Source organism: Serratia sp. JSRIV006 (assembly GCF_019968685.1).
GTDB lineage: Bacteria > Pseudomonadota > Gammaproteobacteria > Enterobacterales > Enterobacteriaceae > Chania > Chania fonticola_B.
This window is the reverse complement of the sequence record NZ_CP074137.1, coordinates 3,845,469-3,867,825: the sequence shown is the minus strand read 5'-3', so window position 1 is coordinate 3,867,825 and position 22,357 is coordinate 3,845,469. Positions and strand designations below refer to the sequence as shown.

Below are 22,357 nucleotides of genomic sequence, written 5' to 3'. Positions count from 1 at the left end.
CTGCCCCTATTCGGCTATCCTTACGGCATATTTCCCGACAAAGGCCAGCTTGATGAAAAGACTCATTATCGGTATTTCCGGCGCCAGCGGCGCTATCTACGGCGTGCGCTTATTGCAGGTGCTGCGTGGGGTAGAAGAGGTGGAAACCCACCTGGTAATGAGCAACGCGGCACGCCAGACGCTGGCCCTGGAAACTTCTCTGAGCCTGCGTGACGTTCAGGCCTTGGCCGATGTGGTGCACGATGCGCGTGATATTGCCGCCAGTATTTCCTCCGGATCGTTCAAAACCATGGGGATGGTGATTTTGCCATGCTCAATCAAAACGTTATCTGGCATCGTCAACAGTTACAGCGATGGGTTGTTGACTCGCGCCGCCGATGTGGTGCTCAAAGAGCGTCGGCCACTGGTGCTCTGCGTGCGCGAAACGCCGTTGCACCTGGGCCATCTGCGGCTGATGACCCAGGCAGCGGAGATGGGGGCGGTGATTATGCCGCCGGTACCGGCTTTCTACCATCGTCCGCAAACCGTTGACGATATTATCGATCAGACCGTTAATCGGGTTATCGACCAGTTTGACATCGAACTGCCGCAAGATCTCTTCACGCGTTGGCAAGGCGTTAATTAACTAACTTACCCTCAAATTTATACATTTGTGCAACATCGCACTGATTTAGTGCGATTGATGCATCATAATGATCCTGCTTCCCCATGCACTCTGTTTCAGTATCTTGCTGGTTTTCCGTGGCGAAGCCCGAGTTTGCCGTTCATTTTGTCGTTGATTGTCTCTGGGAAGAGCTTTGAACAGAGCGTGGCCGTTCCCCGCGCTCGCTAATGACAAAGTGGCATGATTACTGCAGATCCTGTGTGTGATGAAAGTAATGCCCGTAGTGGCATCGGCAAAAATATCCATTTGAGGGTAATTATGAAAAAGCTTGTTAAAGTTCTCCCTTTAGTTTTGGCTTTGAGCGCGGTTAGCAGTGCATTCGCCGCATTACCTTCCACGCTGAAAATCGGTACCGATCCCACCTATGCGCCGTTTGAGTCGAAAAATGCGCAGGGTCAACTGGTTGGCTTCGATATCGATCTGGCCACCGAGCTGTGCAAACGCATAAATACCAAGTGTATCTTTGTGGAAAGCGATTTTGATGCGCTGATCCCCTCCCTGAAAGCGAAGAAAATCGACGCAATCATCTCTTCTCTGTCCATTACCGAAAAACGCCAGCAGGAAATTGCCTTTACCGACAAGCTGTTTGCGGCCAACTCACGCCTGATCGCACCAAAAGGCTCCAAGATCCTGCCTACCGTCGATGCGCTGAAGGGCAAAAGCATCGGCGTATTGCAGGGTACCACCCAGGAAACCTTTGCTAACGCCAACTGGCAGCCAAAAGGCGTGACCGTGGTGCCTTACCAGAATCAGGATCTGGTGTACGCGGATCTGGCTTCCGGGCGTATTGACGCAGCGTTTCAGGATGAAGTCGCCGCGAGCGAAGGTTTCCTGAAACAGCCTCCAGGCAAGGAGTACGCGTTTGCCGGTGAGTCGGTGAAGGACGATAAATTCTTTGGTGTCGGCACCGGTATGGGCCTGCGCAAGGATGAAACCGAGCTGAAAGCGGCGTTGGACAAAGCCTTTGCCGAAATGCGCAAAGACGGCACCTACGATAAGTTCGCGAAAAAATACTTCGACTTTGACGTTTACGGCGGCTAATTCCTGTCGGGTACTCTCTATGGCAACAGGCCCGGTTCTCCGGGCCTGTTCTGGCTGGAGTGTCATGACGTGCTCAATGACGACAGGGTGACGTAAATGCTACAAGGTTACTCCCAACTGATATTTGAGGGGGCTCTGGTGACGCTGGAGCTGGCCCTCAGCTCCGTATTGCTGGCGGTGGTGATTGGTTTGATCGGCGCTGGCGGTAAACTTTCGCAAAACCCTGTTATTTCCACGATCTTTGGTGCCTATACCACCTTGATCCGTGGCGTGCCGGACCTGGTGTTGATGCTGTTGATCTTCTACGGTCTGCAAATTGCCCTCAACAGCGTGACGGAGTTTATTGGCTTCTCACAGATTGATATCGATCCGTTGGGGGCGGGCATCATTACTCTGGGCTTTATCTACGGAGCCTATTTCACCGAAACCTTCCGGGGAGCCTACCTGGCGGTGCCTCGTGGTCAGATCGAGGCGGCTACCGCCTTCGGTTTTTCCAACGCGCAGATTTTCCGTCGCATTCTGTTTCCGGCCATGATGCGCTTTGCGTTACCCGGCATCGGTAATAACTGGCAGGTGATCCTCAAGGCGACGGCCTTGGTCTCCATTCTTGGACTCAACGATCTGGTAAAGGCCACGCAGCTGGCAGGAAAGGGCACCTATCAGCCTTTCTTCTATGCCATTGTCGCAGGCTTGGTGTATCTGTTATTCACCACGATTTCCAACGGCGTGTTGCTGTGGCTTGAGCGGCGTTATTCACTGGGCGTCAAAAGGGCCGAACTATGATCGATATCCTGCATCAGTATTGGCAGCAACTGCTGTGGACCGATGGCTATCGTTATACCGGTGTGGCGGTGACGCTGTGGCTGCTGATCTCCTCGGTGGTCATGGGTGGGCTGCTGGCCATTCCGATGGCGGTAGCTCGGGTTTCTTCCACCCGTTGGGTGCGTTATCCGGTATGGCTGTATACCTATGTTTTCCGCGGTACGCCACTGTACGTACAATTGCTGGTGTTTTATTCCGGTATGTACAGCCTGGAAATCGTGCGGGGCACCGAACTGCTCAATGCGTTTTTCCGCAGCGGATTAAACTGCACCATTTTGGCGCTAACGTTGAATACCTGTGCCTATACCACGGAGATTTTTGCCGGGGCCATTCGTTCGGTGCCGCACGGAGAAATTGAAGCGGCCAGGGCCTATGGGTTTTCCAGCTTTAAGCTGTATCGTTGCATTATTTTGCCTTCGGCGCTGCGCTCGGCACTACCGGCGTACAGCAATGAAGTTATTCTGATGCTGCATTCGACCGCGCTGGCCTTTACCGCCACGGTGCCGGACCTGTTGAAGGTAGCCCGTGATATCAACGCGGCGACCTACCAGCCGTTTTATGCCTTTGGCATTGCGGCCGTGCTGTATCTGATTATCTCCTACACGTTGATCAGCCTGTTCCGCAGGGCAGAAAAACGCTGGATGGCGCACGTAACTCATCGATGAATGACGGGGATCCACCATGCCTGAACAAAAATTAGCCGTCACCGAACTGCACAAGCGTTATGGTGACCATGAAGTACTGAAAGGGGTCTCCCTGGCGGCCAATGCGGGCGATGTGATTAGCATTATCGGTTCTTCCGGCTCCGGTAAAAGTACCTTTCTGCGTTGCATCAACTTCCTGGAAAAGCCCAGCGAAGGCTCCATCAGCCTGAATAATGAAAATATTCGCATGGTGCGCGACAAGGATGGTCAGCTCAGAGTCTTTGACAAGAAACAGCTGCAGTTGCTGCGTACCCGCCTGACCATGGTGTTCCAGCATTTCAACCTGTGGAGCCACATGACGGTGTTGGAGAATGTGATGGAAGCTCCAATCCAGGTATTGGGGCTGAGCAAGGCCGAGGCGCGTGAACGGGCGGTGCGCTATCTGGATAAGGTCGGCATTGACGCGCGGGCGCAAATCAAATACCCGGTGCACCTCTCCGGTGGGCAACAGCAACGTGTTTCCATTGCCCGGGCGTTGGCAATGGAACCGGAAGTGCTGTTGTTCGATGAACCGACTTCGGCGCTGGATCCTGAACTGGTGGGCGAAGTGCTGCGCATTATGCAGAAATTGGCGGAAGAGGGGAAAACCATGGTGGTAGTGACGCACGAAATGGAATTTGCGCGCCATGTCTCCAGCCACGTCATTTTCCTGCATCAGGGGGTGATTGAAGAGCAGGGGCCACCTGCGGAGTTGTTTGGTAACCCTAAGAGCCCGCGTTTGCAACAGTTCCTTTCTGGAGCGCTGAAGTAGATATTTTTCCTCTCACCGTCTCCCGCAGGGAGACGGTGAGAGGGCATCAAGCCTGTTGATTGATCACATCATCCAGCGCTTGTTCCAGTTCAAAGAAACGGAAAACAAATCCCGCCTCTTCCAACCGCCTCGGCACTGCCCGTTGCCCCCCTAATACCAACACCGCCGCTTCACCCATCAGTAACCGCATGGCAAAGGCGGGCGCACGAAGAAACGCCGGGCGATCCAGCACCTTGGCCAGGGTGGCGGTGAACTGTTCATTATGCACCGGATAAGGTGCCACCATATTGAAGGGCCCACGCAGTGGAGGATTGTCCAACAGGTAAATGATGGCATTGACCATATCGTCGATATGGATCCAGGGCAGATACTGGCGGCCATTGCCGATTGGCCCGCCTAACCCCATACGGAATGGCGGTAGCATCTTCGCCAGCGCTCCCCCTTTGGGAGACAAGACAACGCCAGTACGCAGCAGGCAAACGCGTGTGTAGCTACTTTGTGCCCGAAGGGCCAGAGCCTCCCAGCGTTGGCACAGCTGGTGGGTAAATTCATCGTGCGGAGGTTCTTCTTCTGTTACCACCGCCTGGCCTTGATCGCCGTAATAGCCGACCGCCGAGCCGGAAATCAGTACCGAAGGTGGCGTATTGCTGGCGGCGATCAGCGTGGCTAGTCGTTCGGTCAAATCCCAACGGCTGCGGCATAGCAGTTCTTTCTGCGCCTTGCTCCAGCGCTTGTCGGCAATGGGCTCACCCGCCAGGTTAATCACGGCATCAAAGCCGTCCAGAGAGCGTTGTTCATCAAGCGAAGCCCAGTAGCTGAGCCGATCGCCGAACTTATCCCGTGCCTTGGCGACGTTGCGCGTCAACAGGGTGAGCTCATGCGAAAGGTGCAGCAGTTGCCTGGTCAGGCTACTGCCGATCAACCCAGTTGCGCCGGTAATCAGGATCTTCATGGTCGGCCTCCCTGGTAGGGGTGAGTGCTAAGCGGTTTCTCGTCGGTAACTCATGGTCATGGAAACCGAGTCGGCATAACGTAGGGCCAGCAATTTATCTATCTCTACTTCAGCATAGGTTACCCATGGATGTTGTTTTACTATGTCGAGCACATCCTGAGTTAATTTTTCCAATAGCGCGAAGCGATTGTCTTCAATATGGCGAATGATCGCCTTGGTGATGGTGCGATAGTTGAGGGCGTCGCTAATGTCTTCGCTGTTACGCGCCTTGTCTGCCGGGTAGTGGATCGCCACGTTGATCAGTACATCCTGACGGTTGTTGATTTCTTCTTCCTTGATACCGATGAAGGTGCGTAACCGCAGGTTTTTAATACGGATAATGGCATCGGGTTGCTGGCATGGCATCAGAGATTCTCCGGAGGTCTGATTGTTTGTACTCAGAATACACGGAAAGTGAAGAAAAGATAATGTTGCCAGACGCTTAAAGAGAGCAACGCGGGGGAGATCACACCGGTTTCCCCTCTCCGATGTGTACACGATGTAAGAGAGGGGGGGGAGGGCAGCGTTAGGCTTGATCTGCCAATTTATAGGCACGCTCCGTTGCCGGGCGGTTGCGGATGCGTTCAAACCAGTTGCGCACCGCCGGATAATCCGCCAGATCGATGCGCTGGCGCGGATGAGACACTACCCAGGGGTAAGTCGCAATATCGGCAATGCTGTAATTGTCACCGCCCAGGTAAGGATGCCGTTGCAACTCGGTTTCCAGTACGCTGTACAGGCGCTTGGTTTCCTGCTGGTAGCGTTCTATCGCGTAGGGGACAGGTTGTGGTGCGTAGTGGTTGAAGTGATGATTTTGCCCAAGCATCGGCCCAAATCCGGCGACCTGCCAAAATAACCACTGTAGCGTTGCTGCCCGTTCGCGAACCCCTTTGCTTAGCAGCTTGCCGGTTTTCTCTGCCAGATAGAGCAGGATCTCACCCGATTCAAACAGGCTGATGGGAGCCCCACCGTCAACGGGTTGTTGATCGACGATTGCCGGGATTTTGTTGTTGGGAGAAATGGCTAAAAACGCTGGTGTGAATTGATCGCCAGCACTGATATTTACGCGATGGATACGATAAGGTAAACCAACCTCCTCCAAAAGCAGGGTAATTTTGTGCCCATTGGGAGTCGGTGCGTAATACAGATCAATCATATGATAATACTCCTTATAAAACATCAAGATAAGATGAGCATAGATCGGTTGGTTCGCTTGAGGCTATGCGAGCATCCGCTTGGGCTTTATCGGTGGCCCTATCGCGGATGCAGAGGGTACCGTTACAGCTTATACGATCGCGTGATGTTCGATCCAGGCTTTGGTCATGCGGAGTACCGCAGATGGAGAGGGTGTATGAAGGAAAATGCTTTACCGTAGCCAGCAGAGTTAACCACGCTGGACTGGTTCAACAACCGCTGATGACGGGAGCGTGCCTCGGCTTGAAGCCAGTATAGTGTTGTTCAATGCCTCCTCCCATTTGTGAAGAAACAAAAGCCCAACTACTCTAACTGATATCCCGTTAGAGTTTTCCTACGTGGCATTCAAACCTCTTGTTGTGTGGATTAATATTACCTTGCAACTGTTATTGCCGTTGAGCCTTTCCTTTGCCCCAGTAATAGCCAAAATGCTTGCCCCGGCTCCCCTAACCAAGCCTGTTACGCTGTATGAAACCGAGCCATATACCTTGTCGTTAGGTGAGACAGTCTATAGTGTTGCCAAAAAACAGCATATTACGCTGGATGAGTTAAAAAAGGCTAATCAGTTTCGCTCATTTTCAAAACCGTTCAATCAACTGGGGAGCGGCGATGAAATTGATATCCCGACTGCAGCATCATTGCGCTTAAAAAACCAGCAAGCGGAAGCTTCCCCAGCGGTACCCCCTTCTCAACATAATGAGAGGCTGGCACATGGCCTGTTAAAGGGGACCACACTGTTAGCCGATGATAACACCCCGTTGGCAGCGGCAGGCATGGCGCGTTCGATGGTGGTGGGTGAAATCAATGATTCGGCACAACATTGGCTGAGTTCGTATGGTACCGCGCGCGTTCAACTTAATCTTAATGATGACTTCAGCCTGGAAGGGAGCTCGGTAGATCTTCTGGTACCGCTTTATGATGACAAGAAATCGCTTTTATTCAGCCAGTTAGGGATGAGAAACCAAGACGGCCGCAACACCGTCAATCTCGGGGCGGGCGTTCGGACTGTGCAAGATAATTGGATGTATGGGGTTAACGCCTTTTATGATCGTGACATGACCGGTAAGAACGACCGTGTCGGTTTTGGGGTTGAAGCCTGGACGGATTACCTGAAACTGTCGGCTAACAGCTATCTGGCTCTCACCGATTGGCATCAATCCCGGGATTTTGCCGATTACAATGAGCGCCCTGCCAACGGCTATGATCTGCGGGCAGAGGCTTATTTGCCCGCTTATCCTCAGTTGGGTGGAAAGTTGATGTTTGAGCAGTACCGGGGTGACGAAGTGGCCTTGTTTGGTAAGGATGACCGGCAGAAAAATCCTTATGCGATCACTGCGGGGATCAACTATACGCCGATCCCCCTGATCACTATCGGAGCAGAGCACCGTGCTGGCAAAGGTAGCCGTAACGATAGCAACATCAGTGTGCAACTGAACTACCGTTTGGGCGAATCATGGCAGGCGCAAATAGATCCCTCTGCGGTGGCAGCAAGCCGTACGCTGGCAGGTAGCCGTTATGATCTGGTGGAACGTAATAACCAGATTGTGCTGGAGTACCAGAAACAGACGTTAATCCAATTGGCATTGCCGGATCAAATGACCGGAAGTGCCTTTGAAACCATCAAAGTGGATGCACAGGTGACGGCGAAATATGGGCTTGAACGAATCGATTGGGATAGCGCATCGTTGGTGGCTGCCGGGGGGATGGTTATACAAACCTCTTCACAAAGCATTTCGCTAAAATTACCCCCTTATAGGGCAGGCAATAATAGCTATACGTTAGCTGCCGTGGCTTATGATAATCAGGGCAATGCTTCAAACCGCAGTGCCACGCAGATCGTTGTGACACAACAAAATGTCAGCACGGTCAATTCCAGCATTCAGGCTTCCCCGGCCGAAATACCTGCTGATGGCGTTGCCAAGAGTTTGATTACCTTGAATTTAAAAGATGTTAACAACTTGCCGGTTAAGGGAATGGGAGACCAACTGACTGCGGAGTTGCATTTTACACCGAATACGGGGGCAGCTCAGCCTGTCAGTAACCCGCTGTTGAGTGCCGTTACCGAGACCGCACCGGGGGTCTACACCTATCAGTTAACGGCAGGTTTCTCCCAGGGAGAAGCTATTATTGCTCCAACCCTTAATGATATCTCTCTGGCTTCAGCTAAAGTTAATTTAATCGTGAGTAGTCAGGTACTGAGCCCGGAAAACTCCCTTTTTAGCGTAGAACCGGCAGAAATTATTGCTGATGGTTTACAGACCAGTACGTTGGACTTTACTGCCCAGGATATCAATCACCAGCCTATTAACGGGTTAACGGTGGCCTTTGAGGTTACAGGTATTCCCGAGGTTACTCTGAGTGCGGTAACGGAAAATAACGGCGTGTACAGCGCCAAACTGAGTGGAACAGCCGCAGGCACGGTAACCGTAGTTCCTACAGTAAATGGTGCCGCCGTGGAGATGAAGTCGCACAACGTGGTGCTCACCGCCGATCGCGGTACTGCGGCCATTGAGCTGATGGTGATTAGCGATCATGCATACGCTAATGGCGTCGATGTGAATAAGGTTGAAGCAAGGGTAACCGATAGCCATGGCAATCCTATCGATGCTACCGCAGTGGAGTTTGAGGTAGACAATGGTGCGACGGTCCTGTCCTCTTCGGCCAGAACAGATAATGAGGGGCTGGTGACGGTGGAGCTTGTCAATGTTAATGCCGGAGTCACCACGGTGACCGCCACCATCGGTGATCATCTGGCCAGTACAGAGCTCTCTTTTGTGCCAGAAACACCGGTCAAATTGTTGATATACAGCAACGGCACCGAGCTGGCTGGGCATCCTGTCGTTGGGGATAACCTCCTGGCCGTTGCAATGTGTTCAATTGCCTTGTGTAACGGAATACCAATGAATTATCAGTGGGAAGTCGAGTCATCTGCGGGTTCGGGGGTCTTTGTCGCAATTCCTGGTGCAACCTCTGAAACATTGACGGTGACGGCAAACTTACAGAAACGGGCTGTTCGAGTGGTATCGCATTAAGACCGGGGTTTTATCATTCTTCCAGGCAGGTCTGGAAGGTGATTCAAACATTGATTTTGAGTACAGCAGAGGAAAGCAACAATGGACAACAAGATTGGCTCACGCAGAGGGCTGGTGTCCCTGCTAGCGGGGATGTTACTCAGCATGCTGATAGTCGGTTCTGCCTGGTCGGCGGTGACCTCCAGCCCGACTTCTACCGTAAGAGGGCGGGCCCCGGTAGTGACGCAGAGCACCATCGTTTCTGACAATGCCAGTGGCAACGGCTTGATCGATATCGGCGATACCTTGAGTATTGCTACCGCAGGGGCGTTCAGCGATGCGGATGGTGATACGGCGATACCGGAGACCTACCAATGGCAGGCTGATGGTGCAGATATTGCAGGGGCTACCGGCAACACCTATACCATTGTTGCCGGAGACTTGGGCAAAGCCATTACCGTGTTAGTGACTCCGCACACCGACCCGGCCATTACCGATCCTGCGGTGGGTTTAGTGGTTCCTTCCAATACCTTGACCGTTATTGCTGGTGGGACAGTTACCGGTGTGACGGTTACCGGTGAAGTAGGTGGCTATCCACAGGTTGATTCTACTCTGACTGCGACAGCAACTTGCGCGGGGGGGACCTGTACTGGCTTGACCTACCAGTGGCAGCTTGAAACTGGCCAGGGAACAAATACGTACAGCAACATAAGCGGGGCAACCAGCAGCACCTATACTCCAGTGCGGACAGACCAGAGGCTGAGAGTCCAGGTTGTTGTCAGCAACCCTGCGGCTCAGTAATCAAGAGTCAGCCCAGGCATGCTTAAGGTGTGCCTGGGTCAGTTGGTTTAACAAATCAGTATGATGGATACGCTGGATGTTGCATCGCAATAATCTCTTTAAGGTTTTTGTATTCAGGATATTACTGGTTCTGATCGTCTTGATGAGCCAGGTGGTGCAGGCTGCCCAGCAATCTACCCAGCCAGTTCACGGGCGAGCACCGACCACCACGCTCTCGGTAGACAACGCCAAGCCGCGGGCTGGGGAGGTCATTACCGTGACATCGTCCTTCAATGATGTGGATGGCGATACGGAACAGGGAACGACCTACCAGTGGATGCTGAACGGTACTGCCATTAATGGGGCAACCAGCCCGAGTTATACTCTGGAGCTCAGCGACATCCTGGCGGGCAGTGAGTTGAACGTGATCGTAACCCCTCAAACCAACCCCGATATTACCATTCCAAGTGAAGGGCTGCCGGTTCAGCTAGCTAGCCCTATCAATATCAAGTGGCAGCGGATGCTTTCCAGCCTGGTATGGGCCGAGTCTCCCCTGGGAGCGATTGCCGATGGGCTGGCGGTGAATACCGTACATGCTACCGTTCAGTATCTGGACGGTACACCTGTTGTGGGCGCAACGGTGCTTTTCGATGCCGATAATATGGGCGCGATTTCGGCCAGTGCGCAAACTGGAATTGAGGGCGAGGCAACGGCGTATGTGACGAATGTGATTGCAGGTACCACTCAGGTAACGGCCAGGATTGATGATGATGCTCAGACGGTCAATACGCTGTTTGTTGCCGGCCCAGTGGTGGTTGTGCATGCGGAAGTCACCCAGGACAATGCGCTGGCCAACGGCATTGACGATAATAATGTGGTGGTTTATGTCGAAGACCGTCATGGCAACAGTATTGAGGGTGAAACGGTAAACTTCACTGCGACCAACGGCGTAACGCTGCTGGCTACCAGTGGCGTTACGGACAGCAACGGTGAGGTGAAAATAGCCCTGACCAGTGACACGGCCGTCAATAGTGACGTCACGGCCACCACTGCTAACGGTGTTTCTGCTACCGTCAACGTTGCGTTTTTTGATGACGTGCAGATGACGCATATCTTGGCCAACGGCGCCTCTTTCTCGGCTGATGATGGCTTCCCTAAAACAGGCTTTATCGGTGCGGAATTTCAGTTGGTGGTTGGCGAGGATCCAGCCGGGAACAGCTCCTATAGCTGGAGTAGCGATCAGAGTTGGGCCAGTGTGGATGGCGGCGGTAATGTGAGGTTTAATCAAGAACCTACATCGGCTAATAATCGGGTCACCATTACGGCCGAACATACAGGCAATGGCTCAACGTTAACCTATCAATTTACCGTCAACCGCTGGTTCAGGAATAATAGCCACTTCCTTATGGAACCCAGTGAGGCTGCCGCGTGGTGCAGTTCCCAAGGGGGCGGCTATGCGGTGCCGAGCTATAGTGAGATGACAGACCGAACCCCGATAGCCCAGACCGGGGCCAACCGGGATGCCAATGCCAGATTATGGAATGAATGGGGCAGCATGAGTCGATACTCTAACGGTTGGTTTGGGGGTAACTACTGGGGGAGGGAACTTACCGCTGCCGGAAATGAACGGCATTATGTTTACCTGGGGAACGGTAATTTATTCAGTTTCCCGTTAGACGGCGTAACCTATGTGACTTGCTCAACCTCTCTATAGGCGAATGTGGCAAAGGCAGCAGGACCCGATAGGAAGCTTAAAAAGGGTAGGACAGACATCGATAGCTATGATAGCGTGTACTTCTGAACTAGCTATGGAGTACAAGAGTGCATTTTTCTACTATCGAAGACGTAAGAAAGGCCATAGATGGCATCGACTCCCAACTTGTTTCACTCATTGCCGAACGTGGTCGGTTGGTGAAAGCAGCCGCTGGATTCAAAAAAGATCAGGATGCTGTTCGCGCGCCTGACAGGGTTCAGAGGGTCATTGACAAGGTCAGGGCAGAAGCCGCGGTGGTCGGACTCCCCGAAGACATTATTGAGAAAGTTTACCGTACGATGATTAACGCATTTATTGATTATGAGCTGGAACAGCACCGAATTCTGGTACAAAAGTAGTCTCGGCCAAGGCATTGCGAATAGGTTCGGAACAACAAGGGCATGCGGGTATATTTCCAGACAAACGATTGAGTCCGGCATCACAGCGTCGGCATCGATAGTTTTGATGGTTTTGTCTTGTTTGCTGATCCGGTCGTCCAAACGAAGCGACTTGAAGCCGCACTTGGGCAACAAGTCATTTCAAACGGGAAATGCTTCAAATAGTGGATCAGGCGATCGGCCTCTTGATGCAGAGACTCCGGCAGATAAAGGTAATAGTTGATCTCAGGTTCATAAATCACGTTACAAATATCGTTTTATTCTCTATAGCTATGGCCTTCTCGGGGAGATAGCTACGGGAGCGTAATGCTACCCGTTATCCAGAATGAGTTGTGCCATGCCTGCTAGCTATCAAACGTGCACCACAACTGGTTTGGTCCCCTTCACGAGCGACATTTTTACCACTAACGCTAAATCCTTGAGCATGGCCAACAATCACTGTAGAACCATGTTGTGGGCACACGACGGTATCTCCTTCACAGGCGACCATGGCACCCTGATTTTTAAAGCCTGAACAGGCAGAGGCAGTAGTAACAACTCCGCCATGATCAGTTTTATCGCCAAGTACAATCAATGGTTTAGACATGTTAATCCTGTTCTCTGAGTGATTTTTCTACGGATAGGTATGAACCGGGTTTCCAACAAAGGTAAGCACTTTTCCATCACACTATTTGATTTGACCATTGCATGAAACATTGTTGGAGATGATAAACCCTCAAGGAGATCTCTTTTGCCGCCAAGCAGTTGTGCCAACGTGGGCGTAGAGGATCATTGAAACAATAAGCCCCATCATAATATTGGGCAATGGTTAGCAATAGGTGGGCATGATCATCGCCGTTAACTGGCAGGGCTTGGGTGCTGATCTTGTGCAAAGCCTGATACATCGCAGAGAACTCTGCGAAATCAGCGGGCATATAGCTTCTCCCTTCTGCGACAAAGAGTTTATTGATTGCCAGAGAAGGATCATGCCACTGAGGTTGGTTGGTCTCTGGCTGATGTTGGGGTACTACAATGCTGAGGATCAGTGACATCTGTTCTTCAAACCAATCCCGAGTCCAATCTTGTTGATACTCAACGAGATAGCCATGGATCGGATCATCATCAGCTAAGTAGAGAGCATTCAACTCTTGCAGGACAATCTGTTTTAAAGTGTGAAAACGACTATCTTGCATGAAGAAAGAACCAAAACAGAGCCTGGCTGAGCATACCCGTATTGCCAACAATTGGCTTGGGCGGCCATTGTCCTCAGTCCACTGATAACTCTGTGTGACTGCCTGTGCCAGAGCCTCCTCTGTGATGTTATGCATGGCTATCAAGGTCGAGAAGTTAGCCGAGAGATTTTCTACCCCATTGGTAACGAAATCCCGCGTTCGATTGTCATAAATAGTGTCATGCATAGCAGACGTTATTTTCATTTTTCGTTACCTCTGGTGGCTGTTGTAAGGACCGTTAAGTCAATTACTTAAATAAATCAGGCAAGAAAGCCAACGCTGGATTAGCTTCTTTTAATTTGTCCATAACAGGCTGGAACCACTCCGGTTTATGCCATTGGCTGAAATCGGGGCGATGATCAATAGCCATCGGGGTTTTCAACAACGGATGAGCAATTTCTGGTGTGGTTAACCCATGACGTGCCCGGAAGTTTTTTACTGCCTGATATTCAAAAGGCCAAAGTAATAACACTGGCTGTTCAATCTCATGGCCGGTAATACTACTTTGGTTATTATCCAAAAATAATGATACCCATTTCAGATGGTTATCACAAAGCTCCATAATCCACTCTTTAACAATGCTTTCATCTTTTTCATAAAGCGCTTCTTGACAGAAACGTACATAGAAAGGGTCTGTTGGAATATTAACTGAATGCCAGTCAATGGTTTGCTTATACTCACTAGCCATCATCTCAATAGCAAGAACACCTAGCCTCTGAGGCGTTGGCGGAACAATGTTTCCTTCGCCATCCCCTCCCCATGCCAATGATTTACTCATTTTACCATTTAGTAGACTTTCTTTGATTTTCGGATAGCAATGTTCGATTAAATCAAATCTATTACAAGCGAATGACATCAATAGCATTTCACCTTGATAGGCCAAGCCATTATTGAATCGTTCATTTTTATTGTTATAATAGTCACAGAAAATGCCGGCAATTGATGTCATGTAATATTTGCACAAGAATTCATTTGATGTGCTATTTGGGGTTGTAAATACATCACTAAGGTAAACCGTACCATAAAGACTTTTACCTAAATCTAATGAAGTCGCAGTGAATGATAAAATCTTCTCCTTTCCTGAGTCCAAACTATCTTGAATGTCATCAACGATATCACTTTCAATATTATTGATGTATTCATCTTTTTTTTCACTCTTTACAATCTGTCCGATGATTATATATTTTTCAATTTCATTTAAATTAGGCATTGTTATTTTCCTCACTCTTATTTTATCTCATTACAAACAATCATTGTACTATATTTTTTATTTTCTGCGAGATTAAAACCTTCTATCAAACCGACATTTGCAACATATCCTTTTAGTTCCAATGGATTATTGCCTATTTCTTTTATGATTTTTCTAAACTCCTTAAATTGTTCTGGTGTGAGATTATAGCGATTAAGGCCGCGGAAGTCAGAAGTTGCATCCTTTAAATGTTTTAATAAGTTTGTGAAAGGATCTTTCTGTTCATCACTCAACGATGGTCCCTTTGGTGTACCATGATCAGTAAAACCTCCTCTTAATGTTGCTTTGGCATCCAAGGTGATCCACCGCGGTGGCGGAGGTGTTGGGATGACTTCACAAAGAAAATCCACACCGTGTCCACTTTTATTTTGTATTGCCCAAACTTTATCTTTCAGTATCGTTTTACCACTAAAGCTTTTAAATGATTGCGCAGTAGCTCGACCTCCGACCTTAAAGAACATTTTATCATGTAATACACCTTGAAGGGCAAAGTTCATGATGTGCTGTTCTGCAATATAACCCGTGTACTGGTTTAATTTAAGTGTAGCAAGGCCTTGGTAAAACTCTTTTTTCTGCACATACTCCATCAGTTCTTTACCCGACAGGTTTATTTCTACATGCGCTTTTAAAAGCTTTCCTTCTTGAGTCAGCTCTTTAGTGTTGGCCAAAATACGCATCACCGTTGAGCCATTGGGAAGTGGGCCTAAAAACTCAATCTTTGCTCCACGCACATTCTCAGTGAAAAATTTAGTGATAGCTCGCATCGAAGGATGATGCTGTAATCTTAATCGTTCAGCAACAGCATGGTTAGCAGCCTTCTCTTTATTCACTATTTCCATGATGACTTTTGGTGTTGATGCCATAATTCGTTATCCCTTATTAACGAGTTTAGAGCAGGCTATTGCCCTCCTAAAGAGGCTGCTTTTTCATAAGACTCTACTGGTTTTTGCGTCAACGTCCCGCTTTGTAATACATAGGTCATGCCTCCCCCTGCGATACCTGAACCCAGCGTTGTCAAAATTTTCGTCGACGGACGTTTGCCGAAAGTCATCATCATGTTCAAACCGTGAAACGTGTATTCAATCATACGGCTGTTATTACCCGTTTGTTTATCCAGCATTTTGGCGGCTTCTAACAGCGGGTTGTAACCTTTTTCTCGAACGCCTAAAAAACGCACAGCCGCATCGGTGGCATTACTGCTTTCCAGAATGATCATCCCTATATAGGCAGCGCGGATCAGTTTTGCTCCCCCTGCAACGACCGCTCCGACGCCACTGACAATAGCTGCAACAGTGATGAGGATTTCAACCGCGGTTAATGTTTTGTCTGTCCACCAATCAACGGTATTGTTTAGATCCACCGTTTGATAGATTGTATCGATCAGCAAGTCGGCCAGTTCATCAAGCGTTTTCTTCGATACGGGTGAGGGCTTGCCGACATAAAGTCCGCTCATGACCGTTTCGGTGAATTCTTGTGCGACAACGATTTCAAAATTGTCATTGCAAAATGTTGTTCCACGCCGAAACACATTATCACCGTACTCTGGCGCGATAGGTGACCTACCGACAACATAAACAGTATGGTCAAGCCGCTGATGGAAGGTCACCTTAAACTGGGCGCTCTTCATAGGCACTTTTTTGCCATTCAGGGTCACATTCCATTTTCCCTTGTTATCTTCCGTGCGGCTAGCCAGTGAGAACAGGGCTAAAAACGTGGCAAACTCTTTTTCACCCACTTTTTGGCGCACTTTGTCAAACAACAGATCCATATTACTGATTTCTTGCGCAACCTTGTGTATTGCTTCTGGCTTTGAGGCTTGGCTATTATTCTTTATATGCGCCATCAGTGAGCTGTAGGATGCGCCCATGGGCAAGGCTTCTTCCTGTGCCAACTTTGTGGGATCCTGCGGGTCGGGGAGCTCTTCCATGACCATATCCAGTGGGCTGGCTATGTTTTTGAATGCCTGCTCCGCCTCCTTTTAATCATCAATTTGCAGGATAAAATCCAGTACCTGACAAGGTGCTGTCTGAACCTGTTGGCTGACTGGCTCATCTGGGAAACTTGCGGTGGTTACAGCCGCTGGCTGCTGGTAGTTTTGCAGCCTTGGAAAGGACGGTTTTTTTACATAGGTATTGTCAATCGCAGTCTTTTGCCAAATTGGCTTTGGTTCCAGTCCCATAACGTGTGCTCTCCTAGCGTGGCGTACTGACGGGCAGTAATATTGCTCGGTTCATATCAAGTGCCTTGTCCCCAACTGGACTCAGATAATCACAATCTGCCTGCCATCAAGATCTTCCGCAATCACCCGAGTGAGTCCATCAGTAAACTCAATAAAGGTTTGGGCAGGTAAAAAAGGCAGCAGTGTTTTCACCGTATTGGGGGCGTAGTAGCGGAACATAAGCCAACGCGCCTGAACCTCGTCATAGACCTGATTGAATTTTCTCAAGTGGTGACTCACTACGGGTAATGGTAAGTAGCTGCGCAGAAAAATCCCCCAGTTTTTGCCCCATCCTTCAGCCAGTAACCATTGGGTGAAGTCACTTTCTGGTTCCAGGTGAACCAGATAAGGGGCATGAAAGGCAAAACGTTCTGCGCTGTCTCCCTTCCATAAGCAGCTCCATTCTGTTTCATAAGCCTCCAGCAGGACGGCAATATCTGAACGTTGCAACGCATCAATCACTGCGTAGGTATGACATGGGGCCGAGGAAGATTCACTGATCACTTCTCTACCCTGAGTAGAGAAGGGGGCCACTTCTCCAAACAGTGTCTCTTTGATTATCGCTTGTGCTTCGTTGGCATCGTCAGGCAACGCTATGCGGCGCAATCGTTGATTGTTACTGACCATTTTTAGCTGCCTCTTCTGCCGCTTTCTTCGCTTTGGCACAAATCTCGCAGAATGGCGCACCTTCCTGCAGCATCGCGGTAAGTGCTTCTATCTGATCCGCACCGCCAGATTTAACTTCTACATTGGGGGCAGCCAAGATAATTTGCTTCCCTTTGAGGGTAATGCCACTGGAATCAATAGTGATACTGCCTCCGGGGCCTGCCAATGTGATGGTTTGGTCGGCATGCATAATGTAAGTAGGAGAGCGAGAGAAGATTTTGCTTTTCACTATCTCGTCGTAGACGCCTTCAATTTCAAGCCGGCTGTTACCCCCAATCTGCTCAATGGAATCAGCATAAATAACGTTCTTTTTCGAGCTGTTGACGACCAAAGTACGGTTGTTCTCTACCTGTATTTCCTGATCTTTCATTACCCTGATAACAGCGTTATTACCTATGGTTTCAAAATGATCTCGCCCCACGTTAGTGCGTTTGTCCTGGCCGATTTCTTCCTGTTGGTCAACGCCGACAGATTTGGTACGGTTGTGGCCGATAGAGTGGAACCACGGCCTTCTTTTTAAAGAAAAGGTTTCGCCATACGCCGTGCTTAACATCGAGACCGCCCCGCGTGACGGAGACGTGGATAACGCCATGAGTTTCAGTGCAGCGGGGACAAACAACATCAATCTTTGTCATCAGTCATCCAAAAAGCGAAGCATACAACAACACTAACTCTGCGTCACGGCCATCTCTTAACTGTCATTTGATTCCCATTACTCTCAAACACCTACCACTGCTCGCAGCACACTGAAACTTCAGCGCTGGACGATCACCGTAATCATTGATATACGTTAAGTAAGGCATCATGTAATTCCTGGCCTTGATCGTTTGTTCAGACTTTGGCGCCAGCATTACTGCATCAAAATGATCTTCTTGCGCTTCTTTTTCCGTTCCGCCCAAACCAATCACCGTCACGTAATACGGCGTCGGATTTTCAATCCGGTAACCGTTAGCCACTTTGTTCAGCACTAATTGGTCCTGCCAAATGGCATTCAGTTTCGTCTCAATAGCTTTAGGGCGATAGAACAGTTTTATTTTGGTCTGCAAAACTATCTGTACAACATTCTCATTTTCACTTATAGGTGGAATTCCGCGTAGATTGAAATAAAACAACGACTCCCTATCTTGCGGCAAGGTACTGATAGCGGGCGTCGAAGCTACACGCACCAAACTCTTAGCACCCGGTTCAATGCGTTGCAATGTCGGCGTTACCACTAACGGTCCAGTGAGAATTTTTTCCTGTGCGTCGTTCTCCAACCACGCCTGTGCCAGATAAGGCTGTTGCTTGTTGTCATTGTTGACGTTCAGCATCATTGACGTTTCCCCGCCATTGAAAATGGCGCGGGTTCCATCCAAAGAGACTGCCGACTGTGCCGGTACAGTGACCAAACACGTCGTTGCCAACAAGGTGTAATTTAATGTGTTATTCAGTTCCAACATGATGATTATCTTTTATCTTTCTGAAGTGTGCGAGTTGTCATTGCTATACTACAAACGCCTGTAAGGAATGAATCCGTTTTCACCACTACTATTTATGGCTAAAAATAATTGCTGATATTGAACATGCTCTTGAAGGAATTACCCGCAATCGTTGAGCTCATTTGTTAGGTTGGTATTTTTCTGCATAAATTCTTCTACAGGACCTACTTAAAATGGTTATTTCGCGGCGTTTACTGTTCCATTACTCGCCAAATTCCAAAAACGCCGTTGCCTTCAGCGCGTGCGCCAGATGGTCCGATTTCACTTACCGCCGGCGTCACTCTGGTTCGCTCCTTGGTTTTTAGAACACCTAGTATTTAAATCCGGTTTTCGTCGAACTTATTGACGCTAATCGCCGTTTGCTTAGGTGATTTTTTCACTAATCCCTGAGCTGAAATATCGCCACTGCATTACTCAATGAGCCAGACAGCTCTTCCACATTGCTTGCCGTCGTTGCTACCTGCTCTACCAAGGCGGCGTTCTGCTGCGTAACCTGATCCATCTGAGTGATGGCAATGCGGATCTGCTCAACGCCACGACTTTGTTCTTCAGAGGCACAGGAAATGCTGTCCATCATCGTGCTGGCCTTGGTGATGGTTCCAGTCATTTCTGCAATGGTCGCCCCCGTTTTATCCGCCAGCTCCGCACCTTCCTGAATATGACGAGAAGATTCGGAAATCAGGTTGTTAATCTCTTTGGCTGATTGCGCTGACCGCTGAGCAAGATTACGGACTTCGCTGGCAACCACGGCAAATCCACGACCGGCCTCACCTGCTCGTGCGGCTTCCACTGCCGCATTCAGCGCCAGAATATTGGTTTGGAAGGCAATGCTATCAATGACGCTGATAATACTGCCCATCTTCTGCGCATTGGTTTTAATCTCATGCATTTTGCTGGTCATTTCTTTCATCTGCTGTTCACCTTCATTGGCGATGGTGGCAGAAGTTTGGATCATCGACGAAGCCTGCCCAGCATTATCAGCGTTAAGCTTAACAGTCGATGAAATCTGCTCCATACTAGCGGCGGTCTGCGCCAATGCAGAGGCTTGTTCCTCGGTTCGGCTCGACAGATCGGTGTTACCCGCAGAAATTTCGTGAGTACCGATGTTGATAGAATCCACACCGTCACGAATTGATTTAACCGTTTCGATCAATTCATACTGCATTTCTTGCAGCGAGGCGCATAACCTGCCAATTTCATTATTGTTCTCTATTTCAATAGTATGGCGGAGATCGCCTTTACCAATTTTATCAAAATAGCCAGAAACCTTATTCAAGGGTTTCACCAGAATACGATCCAGACCAACATAGGCAGCCAAGAATAGCAAGACAACTGCTACCAAAGTCGCACACATCACCAAAATAGATATGCGATAAGAAGCCGTACTGATTATGCTGATCTTGGCCATGTTATCCTGACGCAACCGCTCATAATTTTTGTATTTTTCGTCGTATCCATTACGTGCCTTCTGCCGGAAATCCTGATAGTCCGCCATGCTCTTTTGTAGTTGTTCTGGAGTAGTAAAATTCTCAAGGATACCAATATTGGTTAAAGCGCTTGCAACCTGCCCCCTCTGAGCCTCGGTCATGATTTTATCCAACTCAGGCTGTTCCATGGTTAGTCCGGGTATCTTCATAAATAGTTCAAAATGCTGCTGTGAGGTTTGCAACTCACGACGCAAGTCCTTTACCACCTGAGGAATATCAACAGGCATACGGTTAGTCAGTTGAATAAACGTACTATCGATAATTGACCGTAGGCGTAACACGGCATCACGGGAATCTGATAACGCCTTCTGCTCCCTTGCGGTTGTCTCAAGAAAGTTAATCTCCTTATCACTCTGATTAATGAAATATATTCCCATGCCACTAACGATGAGTTGAAGTATGGCAAATACTGCTAGCAGCAGTAACAGCACTGTCCTGATTTTTAGATTTTTAAACATAGTTTCCTTGCCTTGTCTTGGATAAAATACTCGCTCTCATTAGCTATCGGCGTAAGGTAGCCCCCCTTTATACACATACAAATATTAAGGTTTTACTACTGATAAATTCATATTTACCAGTGAAAAATTGGGATATAAGCCCAGTTTCTGAACCAGCAGGAGCATTTGCGGACCTTACGGAATTATGATGCTCAAGCGGTAGGGTTTGCGTTCTGTCCGTGAATCAGGGATCTCCACGATAAAAAGCTGTTTATCAAAGGGAAAGCGGACCAATACCCGGCGCTTCAGTCACTGATATCAACGACCAGCCTGAATCTGAAAGAGATCGAAATTCACTGGCGTGAAGTTCTGCGTCTGGCAACCTCGATAAAGCAGGGAACAGTGACGGTATCCCTGATGCTGAAAAAGCTTGCCAGCTACCCCAAGCAAAACGGACTTGCCAAAGCATTGAGGGAAATTGGGGCTTTGTTGAATAAATCGGGTTTAGATAAAACTACCCCTATCAGTCGTTTTCTCAGGCAATCCGTACACTTTTTGGCATGCCTGCACGCGTCATTTTGTTTAAGGCACGGATCATGGCCATAGCCTCTCCGACCTGTGCATCATCGTCACGCAGCGTAAGATGCCCGCCGAACAGTTGTTTTACACGATACATCGCCGTTTCCGCCACCGACCGCCGGTTGTAAGCTGTATTCCATTTCCAGTAGGCGTTACTCCCCGTAAGCCGCTGCCTCGCTACCGCCTGATTTCTGTCCGCGTACTCCGTTGGCCAGTAACCTGCGCGGGCTCGCGGTGGGATCAGCGCCTTTATTTTCTTACGTCTTAGCTCGTCATGGCACCGCTTTGTGTCATAAGCACCGTCTGCTGAAGCCACCTTGATTTTCCTGTGGGTCTGCCGGATAAGACCCGGGAATGCCTCCGCATCAGTCACGTTGTTCAGTGACAGGTCAGCACAGATAACCTCGTGGGTATCGGCGTCCACGGCGAGGTGTAGTTTTCGCCAGACGCGGCGCTTTTCCTTACCGTGCTTTTTAACCTTCCACTCGCCTTCGCCGAAAACTTTTAAGCCGGTGGAATCGATAACGAGATGGGCAATCTCACCGTGCGTGGGGTTTTTAAAAGGAATGCAGACCGACTTGGCCCGTCTGCTGACGCAGGAATAATCCGGGCAACGAAGCGGGAGCTTCATTAACGTAAAAATGGAATCAATGAAGCCCTGAGCGGCACGTAGCGTGAGGCGAAAGACGCGTTTGAGCATCAGTACGGTGGAAATAGCTAACGCAGAATAACGTTGTGGACGCCCTCGTGAAGAGGTTTTTGGCTCGTCGTACCAGGCATGGATGACCGACTCATCAAGCCAGAATGTCAGTGAGCCCCGATTGACGAGAGCCTTGTTGTAGGCGTTCCAGTTGGTGATTTTGAACTTTTGCTTTGCCAAGGGATACCGCCAGAGGGGGGCAGGAATGTGGTGATCTGATCCT

General features: G+C 49.4%; 23 protein-coding genes and 1 pseudogene. 10 read left to right on the top strand and 14 right to left on the bottom strand.

The features are described 5' to 3' along the window. Positions 1–52: 52 nt before the first annotated feature. The 5 genes from KGP16_RS17880 (at position 53) to hisP (ending at position 3,982) form a co-directional block, all read left to right on the top strand. Positions 53–625, top strand: coding sequence for a UbiX family flavin prenyltransferase (locus tag KGP16_RS17880; RefSeq protein WP_024530661.1), 573 nt, complete (start codon positions 53–55; stop codon positions 623–625). A gap of 297 nt (positions 626–922) precedes the next feature. Continuing rightward, positions 923–1,705 (top strand): histidine ABC transporter substrate-binding protein HisJ, encoded by a 783-nt coding sequence (gene hisJ / locus KGP16_RS17875; RefSeq protein WP_223500093.1) that lies wholly within the window; start codon positions 923–925, stop codon positions 1,703–1,705. A 96-nt stretch (positions 1,706–1,801) separates the two neighbouring features. Next, a complete protein-coding gene (locus KGP16_RS17870; protein WP_223500091.1) occupies positions 1,802–2,488 on the top strand; it encodes a histidine ABC transporter permease HisQ in 687 nt (228 codons plus the stop codon). Beyond that, positions 2,485–3,192, top strand: coding sequence for an ABC transporter permease (locus tag KGP16_RS17865; RefSeq protein ID WP_024485209.1), 708 nt, complete (start codon positions 2,485–2,487; stop codon positions 3,190–3,192). The genes KGP16_RS17870 and KGP16_RS17865 overlap by 4 nt, the downstream gene beginning before the upstream one ends. Before the next feature lie 16 nt (positions 3,193–3,208). After that, the gene (gene hisP / locus KGP16_RS17860; protein ID WP_021178567.1) at positions 3,209–3,982 is read left to right on the top strand and encodes a histidine ABC transporter ATP-binding protein HisP; all 774 of its coding nucleotides are present in this window, start codon (positions 3,209–3,211) and stop codon (positions 3,980–3,982) included. Between the two features lie 46 nt (positions 3,983–4,028). Here the strand turns inward: hisP and KGP16_RS17855 are convergent, their stop codons facing one another. The 3 genes from KGP16_RS17855 to yfcG form a co-directional block, all read right to left on the bottom strand. Further along, positions 4,029–4,934: a TIGR01777 family oxidoreductase gene (locus KGP16_RS17855; RefSeq protein ID WP_024485206.1), complete on the bottom strand. Its 906-nt coding sequence runs from the start codon at positions 4,932–4,934 to the stop codon at positions 4,029–4,031. A 27-nt stretch (positions 4,935–4,961) separates the two neighbouring features. Then, the gene (gene folX, locus KGP16_RS17850) at positions 4,962–5,339 is read right to left on the bottom strand and encodes a dihydroneopterin triphosphate 2'-epimerase (RefSeq protein ID WP_021178565.1); all 378 of its coding nucleotides are present in this window, start codon (positions 5,337–5,339) and stop codon (positions 4,962–4,964) included. Positions 5,340–5,499: 160 nt separating this feature from the next. Beyond that, positions 5,500–6,129, bottom strand: coding sequence for a GSH-dependent disulfide bond oxidoreductase (gene yfcG / locus KGP16_RS17845; RefSeq protein ID WP_223500089.1), 630 nt, complete (start codon positions 6,127–6,129; stop codon positions 5,500–5,502). A gap of 376 nt (positions 6,130–6,505) precedes the next feature. On the opposite strand from yfcG, the gene KGP16_RS17840 reads away from it, so the two are divergent. The 4 genes from KGP16_RS17840 (at position 6,506) to KGP16_RS17825 (ending at position 12,070) form a co-directional block, all read left to right on the top strand. Beyond that, a complete protein-coding gene (locus KGP16_RS17840) occupies positions 6,506–9,199 on the top strand; it encodes a ZirU family protein (RefSeq protein ID WP_223500088.1) in 2,694 nt (897 codons plus the stop codon). Between the two features lie 81 nt (positions 9,200–9,280). Next, the gene (locus KGP16_RS17835; RefSeq protein WP_223500087.1) at positions 9,281–9,979 is read left to right on the top strand and encodes a ZirU family protein; all 699 of its coding nucleotides are present in this window, start codon (positions 9,281–9,283) and stop codon (positions 9,977–9,979) included. A gap of 76 nt (positions 9,980–10,055) precedes the next feature. Continuing rightward, the gene (locus KGP16_RS17830) at positions 10,056–11,672 is read left to right on the top strand and encodes an Ig-like domain-containing protein (RefSeq protein ID WP_223500086.1); all 1,617 of its coding nucleotides are present in this window, start codon (positions 10,056–10,058) and stop codon (positions 11,670–11,672) included. 107 nt (positions 11,673–11,779) lie between these two features. Continuing rightward, positions 11,780–12,070 (top strand): chorismate mutase, encoded by a 291-nt coding sequence (locus tag KGP16_RS17825; protein WP_223500085.1) that lies wholly within the window; start codon positions 11,780–11,782, stop codon positions 12,068–12,070. Between the two features lie 355 nt (positions 12,071–12,425). On the opposite strand, the gene KGP16_RS17820 is transcribed toward KGP16_RS17825, so the two are convergent. The 10 genes from KGP16_RS17820 to KGP16_RS17775 form a co-directional block, all read right to left on the bottom strand. Continuing rightward, on the bottom strand, positions 12,426–12,695 hold the full coding sequence (locus KGP16_RS17820) for a PAAR domain-containing protein (protein ID WP_223500084.1): 270 nt from the start codon (positions 12,693–12,695) through the stop codon (positions 12,426–12,428). A gap of 76 nt (positions 12,696–12,771) precedes the next feature. Continuing rightward, positions 12,772–13,524: a hypothetical protein gene (locus tag KGP16_RS17815; RefSeq protein ID WP_223500083.1), complete on the bottom strand. Its 753-nt coding sequence runs from the start codon at positions 13,522–13,524 to the stop codon at positions 12,772–12,774. 43 nt (positions 13,525–13,567) lie between these two features. Then, the gene (locus tag KGP16_RS17810) at positions 13,568–14,530 is read right to left on the bottom strand and encodes a hypothetical protein (protein WP_223500082.1); all 963 of its coding nucleotides are present in this window, start codon (positions 14,528–14,530) and stop codon (positions 13,568–13,570) included. Positions 14,531–14,547: 17 nt separating this feature from the next. Further along, positions 14,548–15,432, bottom strand: coding sequence for a hypothetical protein (locus KGP16_RS17805; protein WP_223500081.1), 885 nt, complete (start codon positions 15,430–15,432; stop codon positions 14,548–14,550). 35 nt (positions 15,433–15,467) lie between these two features. Next, a complete protein-coding gene (locus KGP16_RS17800) occupies positions 15,468–16,496 on the bottom strand; it encodes a hypothetical protein (RefSeq protein WP_223500080.1) in 1,029 nt (342 codons plus the stop codon). Between the two features lie 51 nt (positions 16,497–16,547). Then, on the bottom strand, positions 16,548–16,748 hold the full coding sequence (locus KGP16_RS17795; RefSeq protein ID WP_223500079.1) for a hypothetical protein: 201 nt from the start codon (positions 16,746–16,748) through the stop codon (positions 16,548–16,550). 81 nt (positions 16,749–16,829) lie between these two features. Continuing rightward, a complete protein-coding gene (locus KGP16_RS17790) occupies positions 16,830–17,414 on the bottom strand; it encodes a DUF4123 domain-containing protein (protein WP_223500078.1) in 585 nt (194 codons plus the stop codon). Further along, positions 17,404–18,006: a hypothetical protein gene (locus KGP16_RS17785; RefSeq protein ID WP_223500077.1), complete on the bottom strand. Its 603-nt coding sequence runs from the start codon at positions 18,004–18,006 to the stop codon at positions 17,404–17,406. Before KGP16_RS17785 ends, KGP16_RS17790 begins: the two co-directional genes overlap by 11 nt. 145 nt (positions 18,007–18,151) lie before the next feature. Further along, entirely contained in the window at positions 18,152–18,892 is a 741-nt protein-coding gene (locus KGP16_RS17780; protein ID WP_223500076.1) for a molecular chaperone, read from the bottom strand. 418 nt (positions 18,893–19,310) lie between these two features. Continuing rightward, positions 19,311–20,876 (bottom strand): methyl-accepting chemotaxis protein, encoded by a 1,566-nt coding sequence (locus KGP16_RS17775; RefSeq protein ID WP_223500074.1) that lies wholly within the window; start codon positions 20,874–20,876, stop codon positions 19,311–19,313. A gap of 198 nt (positions 20,877–21,074) precedes the next feature. Between KGP16_RS17775 and KGP16_RS17770 the strand changes: the two are divergent. Next, positions 21,075–21,344, top strand: a pseudogene (locus KGP16_RS17770) (Tn3 family transposase); the annotation flags it as partial. Positions 21,345–21,390: 46 nt separating this feature from the next. Here the strand turns inward: KGP16_RS17770 and KGP16_RS17765 are convergent. Next, positions 21,391–22,314: an IS5 family transposase gene (locus tag KGP16_RS17765; RefSeq protein WP_223500073.1), complete on the bottom strand. Its 924-nt coding sequence runs from the start codon at positions 22,312–22,314 to the stop codon at positions 21,391–21,393. Positions 22,315–22,357 lie beyond the last annotated feature (43 nt).